This window comes from Stagnihabitans tardus (genome assembly GCF_009925085.1).
Lineage (GTDB): Bacteria > Pseudomonadota > Alphaproteobacteria > Rhodobacterales > Rhodobacteraceae > Stagnihabitans > Stagnihabitans tardus.
In genome coordinates this window covers 1-786 of sequence record NZ_JAABNR010000087.1, presented here as the reverse complement: position 1 = coordinate 786, position 786 = coordinate 1, and the positions used below count along the sequence as shown (strand labels likewise).

The window sequence follows — 786 nt, the reverse complement described above, 5'->3', positions numbered from 1 at the left end:
TTACAACGGCTTCGCTGGATCTTGGCTTGCCCGCGGTGCACTGCCTTCCGCAGCGTCATGAAAGAACGCCGGGCGTCGGTGCAAGGTGTATCGAGTACCGTTTGTGGAGGCGTCATTTCATGCAAGTTATTACCATCGTGCAGACTAAGGGCGGCTCGGGCAAGACCACGACCGCCATGCTTCTCGCATCTGCAGCACTGAACCTTGGGCGCCGCGTCACCCTGATCGATGGCGACGTCAACGCCCAACTCGGCCGTTGGCGCGACAGCTTCGAACTGGCCACCTGGGAAGGTGCGCATAAGCCCGACTGGCCGGAGAGCCTGGCGATCCTCTCGCCACCCGAGAGCGTCGAAGGGCTTCTGTCGCTCCTTGAGGTCGAGGAAGAACGTGGCGTCGATCTGGTCGTGATCGACACCCGGCCGGGCACCCATACTGACACCGAGGACTTCTGTCTGATCTCAGATCTAGTGCTGATCCCCGCGCGCCCTGTCTATGCCGAATGGGAAATGACCCATCGCGCCGTCCTCTGGATGGACGACCTCCGGGCTTCGATTGCCGAAGGTGAGCGGTTCCCGGCGGTGCGCGTCCTCGTCATGGATGCGGGGCCGAAGATCATCGATGCCGCGACCCGGGAAGGGGGAATGGCGCAACTGCCGAAACGCGACCAAGACGTGCTGCAAGAGATCCTGCGTCTCGACCATCTCGACGTGATCGTTCCGCATTCGAGAATCCTCGAACAACTGGGCTATCACGGCCCCCTTGGACCGGCGGCCCGCGCCAACGCCA

At 62.5% G+C, this 786-nt stretch carries 1 protein-coding gene; it reads left to right on the top strand.

Annotated elements, in window-relative coordinates; all coding sequences use genetic code 11:
• Nucleotides 1–119: 119 nt before the first annotated feature.
• Nucleotides 120–786 (top strand): ParA family protein (locus GV832_RS22765; protein ID WP_168776934.1); only part of this gene is annotated, 667 nt, incomplete at its 3' end.